5 protein-coding genes are annotated in these 7019 nt (G+C 76.1%); 2 read left to right on the forward strand and 3 right to left on the reverse strand.

The window, feature by feature from the left end; translation table 11 throughout:
* A partial coding sequence (locus tag ICW40_RS20190; RefSeq protein WP_221655763.1) for an ATP-binding protein occupies positions 1 to 2244 on the forward strand: 2244 nt, incomplete at its 5' end.
* A 26-nt stretch (positions 2245 to 2270) separates the two neighbouring features.
* Here ICW40_RS20190 and ICW40_RS20195 read toward each other — a convergent pair.
* Positions 2271 to 3410: a class I SAM-dependent methyltransferase gene (locus ICW40_RS20195; protein ID WP_221655764.1), complete on the reverse strand. Its 1140-nt coding sequence runs from the start codon at positions 3408 to 3410 to the stop codon at positions 2271 to 2273.
* Positions 3411 to 3583: 173 nt separating this feature from the next.
* Here ICW40_RS20195 and ICW40_RS20200 point away from each other — a divergent pair, with 173 nt between their 5' ends.
* The gene (locus ICW40_RS20200; protein WP_221655765.1) at positions 3584 to 4141 is read left to right on the forward strand and encodes a YbaK/EbsC family protein; all 558 of its coding nucleotides are present in this window, start codon (positions 3584 to 3586) and stop codon (positions 4139 to 4141) included.
* Positions 4142 to 4186: 45 nt separating this feature from the next.
* On the opposite strand, the gene ICW40_RS20205 is transcribed toward ICW40_RS20200, so the two are convergent.
* Together ICW40_RS20205 and ICW40_RS20210 are read right to left on the reverse strand one after the other, a co-directional pair.
* Positions 4187 to 5020, reverse strand: a complete 834-nt coding sequence (locus ICW40_RS20205) for a TrmH family RNA methyltransferase (RefSeq protein ID WP_221655766.1) — start codon at positions 5018 to 5020, stop codon at positions 4187 to 4189.
* A 30-nt stretch (positions 5021 to 5050) separates the two neighbouring features.
* Positions 5051 to 7019, reverse strand: a 1969-nt coding sequence (locus ICW40_RS20210; RefSeq protein WP_308121940.1) for an ABC transporter ATP-binding protein, incomplete at its 5' end; no start/stop codon positions are given.

The following is a 7019-nucleotide window of genomic DNA, read 5'->3' on the forward strand; positions in this document are numbered from 1 at the left end:
GCGCAGGCGGAGGCCCTCGGCGCCCCCACCTCGCCCCGCCCCCCGCCGGGTCCGGTGCCCGCCGCCCCTGCGGCTGCCGTCCGGGCGCACCCCGTCCCCGCCCGCGTCTCCCCCGGCACCCCGGCGCACGTCCCGGTGCCCGCGTCGTCGTTGGTCGGTCGTGAGCGGGACGTCGCGGAGGTCGGCGCCCTGCTCGACGGGGCGCGGCTGGTGACGATCGTGGGACCCGGCGGCGTCGGCAAGACGCGCGTCGCGCTGGAGGTGGCCCGGCGTCGGGCTGCCGGCCACGCGTCGGGAGCGCGCGTCGTCGAGCTCACGACGCTCACCGACCCCGGCTCCGTGCCGGCCGCCGTGCTCGCGGCGATCGGTGTCGGGACCCAGGGCGGACCGGTGGAGGCCGGTCTGCGCCGTGCGGGAGAGCTCGACGTCCTCGTGGTGCTGGACAACTGCGAGCACGTGCTCGACACCGTCGCCCACATGCTCGAGCAGCTGCTCCCCGGCGGCCGGGCACGCGTGCTCGCGACGAGCCGGGAGCCGGTCGGCGTGCCCGGTGAGCACGTGCGCGTCGTCGAGCCGCTCGCGACGGCGGGCACCGAGCCGGCGGCGCGGCGGCTCTTCGTCGAGCGGGCCACCGCCGCCGGCGTGCTGGGCGGGCCCGGCGCGCTGGACCCGGACCTGGTGGACCGGGTCGTCCGGCGTCTCGACGGCCTCCCGCTCGCGATCGAGATGGCCGCGGCACGCACGGCGACGCTCCACCTCGACGAGCTGAGCACCGCCCTCGAGGACGGGCTCGACGCGGAGATCGAGCTGCTGCGCGACCCCCGCCGCCACGGCGCCGACAGGCACCGCACGCTGCGGGCCGTCATCGCGTGGTCGGAGACCTTCCTCACCGCGGCCGAGCGGGACGCGTTGCGCCGCTGGCCCGTGTTCGCCGGCCCCGTCGAGGCCCGGGACGCGGCGGCCGTCGTGGCCGCGCCGCGCTCCGTCGTCGAGCAGCTCGTCCGGCGGTCGCTGCTCGTGGTGGACCCCGCCCGACCGACGGGCGGCACGCGGTACCGGATGCTGCGGACGGTCGCGTCCGCGGTGCAGTCCGGCTGGGGGGCGCCCACCGACGCGGACCGTGCGCGGCACGCGGCCCACCTGCTCGCGGTCGCGTCCGAGGCGGACGCCGGGCGGCGGACCGGGGACGAGGCGCGGGCCGTGCGACGACTCGCGTCCGTCGTCGCCGAGCTCCGCGCCGCGCACGCGTGGGCGCGCCAGCACGACCCGCACCTCGGCGCACGCCTCTCCCGCGCGCTGCACACCACGGCTGTCATGTCGATGGACGACGAGCGCCTCGGCTGGGCCGCGCAGCTCACGCCGTCGCTCGAGGGCGACCGGGACGCGTCCGTCGCGCACGCGGCCGTCGCCGCCCGGCTGCTCAAGGCCGGGGAGCTCGCCGCGGCGGAGGCGCGCGCCGTGCTCGCGCTGACCACGGCCGCGAACGACGTCGACCGGATGCACGCGCTCGACGTCCTGACCGACGTCCCGCTCTACGACGCGCGCTTCGACGAGTCGCGCCGCCGCGCCGTCGAGCTCCGCGACGTCGCCCTCGCGGTGGGCGACCCGTACTACGTCGCGGTCGCGGGCACGGCTCGCGCGCTGTGCGCGGCCTACGAGGGCGACCCCGCCGGCGCGCACGCCGCGGTGGCCGCGTGCCGGGCGGCGCTCGCTCGGCGGTTCGAGGACGTGCCGCCGTCGGCCCTCGGATGGCTCGACTACGCCGACGGCGAGGCGGAGGTCGAGCGCGACCCGGCGCGCGCGCTCGAGCCCCTCGAGCGCGCACTCGGCGCGGCGGACGAGGTGGGCAACCTCTACCTGGGCGGCGTCGCGCGCGTCTCGGTCGCGAGCGTCCGGGCGCGGCACGGCGATCCGGTCGAGGCGGCGCGGACCTTCGCGGAGGTCGTGCCGTGGTGGCTGGACCGGGGCGACCGGACCCACCTGCTCACCACGCTGCGCAACCTCGTCGACCTGCTGCTCCGGGCGGGTTCGCGCACCGCCGCCGCGGAGCTCTGGGCGGCGGTCGAGGCGCCGGCGGCCTCGTCCAGCTTCGGTCCCGAGCGGGAGCGCCTGGACCGGGTCCGGCACGCGCTCGACGCGGACGAGGAGCCCGACCACCTCGCGGAGGCCTTGGCCCGTGGGCGCGCGCGGGGCGTCGAGGCCGCCGCGCGGGCGGCGCTCGACGCCCTCGGCGCCCTCACCTGACGCCGCCCGCCCGGCGCTCGACCGGCTCAGAGGTGCAGCCGGTAGAACCGGAACATGTCGTGCTCCACGGGCAGCACCTCGAGGCGTACGAACCCCGCCTCCCGCGCGTAGCGGGCGAGCGTCGACGGCCGCATCACCGTGCCCGTGCCGACGCCGCCCTCGGCGGAGAGCCCGTCGGGCAGGCAGCACAGCAGCGAGAACCCGTAGAACAGCCGCTGCACGGGGTCCGCGGGCGCCGTGAACGCCTCGTCGGCGCGCTCGTCGACGACGAGCACGTACCCGTCGGGCGACGCCATCGTCCGCATCGCGCTCAGGACCGCCACCGGGTCGGACATGTCGTGCACGCACTCGAACGCCATGACGACGTCGTACGCGACGGCCGCGCCGAGCGTGGCGACGTCCGTGGTCGTGAAGCGCACCCGCTCGGCGACGTCCGCCTCGGCCGCGTGGCGACGGGCCGCCTCGACGGACGGGGCGTCGACGTCGTACCCGTCGACGGTGACGCCGGCGTGCTGCCGTGCGACGCCGATCGCCGACCAGCCCTCGCCGCAGCCGACGTCGGCCACGCGAGCGCCGGCGCGCAGCCGCGCGTCCAGCTCCGGGACCGCGGGGATGGACTCCTGCGCGAGCGCGTGCAGGAAGTACGGCCGGTTCATGGCCGACTGCGCCTCGCGCGCGTCCGCGCCGAGACGCTCCCAGCTGACGCCGCCGCCGTGGCGGTAGGCGTCCACGAGGTCGTCGAGGACTCGTCCCGACGCCGCGAGGAAGCGGCCCAGCGGGGCCAGGTACGCCGTGCTGTCGACGTCGGTCAGCGTCTCGCGCGCACCGGCCCCGAGGGCGAAGCGCGGTGCGGGACCGTCGAGGTCGGCGCGCAGGTACCCGGAGGCCGCCTGCTGCTCGAGCCACTCGCGCGCGTACCTCTCGACCGTGCCGGTCTCCGTCGCGAGCTCGACGGACGTGAGCGGCCCGTGGTCGGCGAGCGCGCGGTACCAGCCCAGCCGGTCGCCGAGGTGGATCGCGCTGAGCTCCATCGCGCCGAGCGTCGCCGCGAGCACGCGGTCCGCGACCTCGGCCGCCGGCGCGTCCGGCCGCAGCGCGGTGAAGAGGTCCGCAGGCGTCGCAGCCGATGTCTCGGTGGCGGCCGCGGGGTGCGTCGTGGTGGTCATGGTTCCCTCTCTCGTCCGTCCCCACGGTGGGGACGCGTCGAGCGTGCCGAGCCCGCTCGCACCCGGCTCGCACGCCGCTCGCACGCCCGGCCGGCGCGTGCCGACCGGCGCGTGCGGCCCGGCGTGACGCGGGTCGCGTGGCCTCGCGGACGGCGGCCCGGCACGATGAGGCCATGCCGCTCGGATCGCTGACCTGGACGCCCGCCCTCGACCGACCCGACCTGCTCGCCGCCGGCACCGCCGACGCCGTCCGACGGTGGGCCACGGCGAGCGACGACGTCGCCGCGGCGGTCCGGGTCACGGAGATCGACCCCGACCTCGCCGACACCGCCGCGCTCACCGCGGCCTACGACCTGCCGCTCGACGCGTCGGCGAACTGCGTCCTCGTCGCCGGCCGTCGCGCGGGCGAGGAGCGGGTCGCGGCCGCCGTCGTGCTCGCGAGCACGCGCGCGGACGTCAACAACGCGATCAAGCGCCTCCTCGACGTCCGCAAGGCGTCGTTCATGGCGATGGACCGGGCGGTCGAGGACTCGGGCATGGAGTACGGCGGGATCACGCCGATCGGCCTGCCGGAGGGCTGGCGCGTGCTGGTCGACGCACGCGTGCGCGACGCGGGCGACGTCGTCGTCGGCAGCGGGCTCCGGCGGTCCAAGATCACCCTGCCCGGTGCGCTCCTCGCCCGGATGCCGGGCGTCGAGGTCGTCGAGGACCTCGCGCTGCCCGTCTCGTGAGAGCGCCCGCGGCACGCCTGCGACCCGCAGGCGGCTGAGCAGGCGTCAGCGCAGCGCCCAGAACGCCACCGCGGACGCCGCGGCGACGTTGAGCGAGTCGACGCCGCCGGCCATGGGGATGCGGACGACGACGTCCGCGGCTGCGACAGCGGCGCGCGAGAGGCCGTCGCCCTCGGTGCCGAGCACCATCGCGAGCCGCTCGGGCGGATCGGCGGCGAGCGCGTCGAGCGTCACGGCGTCGTCCGCGAGCGCGAGCGCGGCGACGACGAACCCGTCCGCGCGCAGGTCGTCCAGGCCGCCGGGCCACGACTCGAGGCGGGTCCAGGGCACCTGGAAGACCGTGCCCATCGAGACGCGGACGCTGCGTCGGTACAGCGGGTCGGCACAGCGCGGGGACACGAGCACGGCGTCGACGCCGAGACCGGCCGCACTCCGGAACACCGCACCCACGTTGGTGTGGTCGACGACGTCCTCGAGCACGGCGACCCGGCGCGCTCCGGCACCGCCGCGGGCGCCGGCGAGGAGCTCGTGCACGTCGCGGAGCGGTGGGCGGTGCATCGCCGCGAGCGCGCCGCGGTGCAGGTGGAACCCGGTGATCGCCTCGAGCACGTCGGACTCCCCGACGTAGACGGGCACGTGGCCGTCCGGGCCGGCGCCGACCGCGTCGAGCAGGTCGGCGAGGTCCGGCAGCCACTTCTCGGCCATGAGCAGCGATCGCGGCCGGTGGCCCGCGGCCACGGCTCGCCGGATGACGGTCGAGCTCTCGGCGATGTAGAGCCCCTTGGCCGGCTCGTGCTTGGCCCGCAGCGCGACGTCGGTGAGCCGCGTGTAGTCCGCGAGCCGGTCGTCATGGGGGTCGGTCACACGCAGCACGGGCACCGGAGCATCCTCCCAGGTGCCGACCGGGGCTCAGTCGAGCGGAGCCGCCGCCGCCGCGAACTGGCTCGCGTAGAGCGCGGCGTACGGTCCGCCCGCGGCGAGCAGCTCGTCGTGCGTGCCCTGCTCCACGATCGCGCCGCGGTCCATGACGAGGATCGTGTCGGCGTCGCGGATGGTCGAGAGCCGGTGGGCGATGACGAACGACGTGCGCCCCTTCCGCAGGGCCGCCATCGCGTGTTGGACGAGCACCTCGGTCCGCGTGTCCACGGACGACGTCGCCTCGTCGAGCACGAGGATCGCGGGGTCCGCGAGGAACGCCCGCGCGATCGTGATGAGCTGCTTCTCCCCCGCGCTGACGTTGCCGCCCTCGTCGTCGATCACGGTCGCGTACCCGTCGGGCAGCGTCCGGACGAACCGGTCGACGTGCGTCACCTCGGCCGCGGCGACGACGTCGTCGTGCGTGGCGCCCGCGCGACCGTAGGCGATGTTGTCCTCGATCGTGCCGCCGAACAGCCACGTGTCCTGCAGGACCATGCCGATCTGGCTGCGCAGGACCTCGCGGTCCATCGCCGCGACGTCGACGCCGTCGAGCGTGATCCGCCCGCCGTCGAGCTCGTAGAACCGGAGCAGGAGGTTGACGAGGGTGGTCTTCCCGGCACCCGTGGGGCCGACGATCGCGACCGTCCGGCCGGGCTCGGCCACCAGGTCCAGGTGCTCGACGAGCGGCGACTCGGGCGCGTAGGAGAACGAGACGTCCTCGAAGGCGACGCGTCCCCGGACCGGGTCGGGGCGCGGTGCGTCGGCCGGCTCGGGCGACTGCTCGGGCGCGTCGAGGACCTCGAACACGCGCTCGGCGGACGCGACGCCGGACTGCAGGAGGTTCATCATGGCCGCGACCTGCGTGATCGGCTGCGTGAACTGGCGCGAGTACTGGATGAAGGCCTGCACCTCGCCCAGGCTCAGCGCGCCGGAGGCGACCCGCAGCCCGCCGACGACGGCGATGGCGACGTAGGTCAGGTTGGAGACGAACATCATCGCGGGCTGGATCAGGCCCGAGATGAACTGCGCCCGGAAGCTCGCCTCCGTGAGCGCCTCGTTCTCGGCGTGGAACGCCTCGGACGCCTGGCGCTGCCGGCCGAAGACCTTCACGAGCGCGTGCCCGGTGAACATCTCCTCGACGTGCGCGTTGAGCGTCCCGCTGCGCGCCCACTGCGTCGCGAACTGGGGGCGTGACAGCTTCGCGACGGCTGCGGTGACGAACCCGGCCACGGGCACCGTGACGAGCGCGATGAGCGCGAGGAGCGGTGAGATCCAGAACATCATCACCAGCACGCCGACGATGGTGAGCACCGACGTGATGAGCTGGCTCAGCGTCTGCTGAAGGGTCATCGCGAGGTTGTCGATGTCGTTGGTGACGCGCGAGAGCAGGTCACCGCGCGGCTGACGGTCGACGTGCGCGAGCGGGAGGCGCGCGAGCTTCGCCTGGACGTCCGCACGGAGCCGGAGCACGATGCGCTGCACCACGCCCGTCGTGAGCAGCCCCTGCAGGTAGCCGAACAGCCACGCGCCGGCGTACAGGGCCAGCACGAGGAGCAGCACCCGCGCGAGCGCCGCCGTGTCGACGCCCTGGCCGGGCACGACGTCGGTCGCCGCGACGACGTCGGCCAGCGTGTCCTGCCCGTGGGCGCGCAGACCGGCCACCGCCTCGTCCTGCGTGGTCCCCGCCGGGAGGGACCGGCCGAGCACGCCCGCGAAGATGATGTCCGTCGCGCGGCCGAGGATGCGCGGGCCGAGCACCGCGAGGGCGACGCTGAGGACGGTGAGCCCGAGGACCGCGAGCAGGGGCCCGCGCTCCGGCCGCAGGACCCCGAGCAGGCGCCGCGCCGACGTCCGGAAGTCGGCCGGCTTCGCCGTCGGCATGCCGACGGCCATCATCCCCATCGGACCGCGCTGGGGCGGGCGCACCGGCGCGGCGGGCGGCGCGCCCGCGGGGCCACCC

The organism is Actinotalea ferrariae (assembly GCF_019733465.1).
In the GTDB taxonomy this organism is placed as follows: domain Bacteria; phylum Actinomycetota; class Actinomycetes; order Actinomycetales; family Cellulomonadaceae; genus Actinotalea; species Actinotalea ferrariae_A.

Coding starts and splice junctions, on each gene's coding strand:
- ICW40_RS20200 (WP_221655765.1), top strand. CDS start 3,584: ATGCCGCTCGGATCGCTGACCTGGACGCCCGCCCTCGACCGACCCGAC.
- ICW40_RS20195 (WP_221655764.1), bottom strand. CDS start 3,410: ATGACCACCACGACGCACCCCGCGGCCGCCACCGAGACATCGGCTGCG.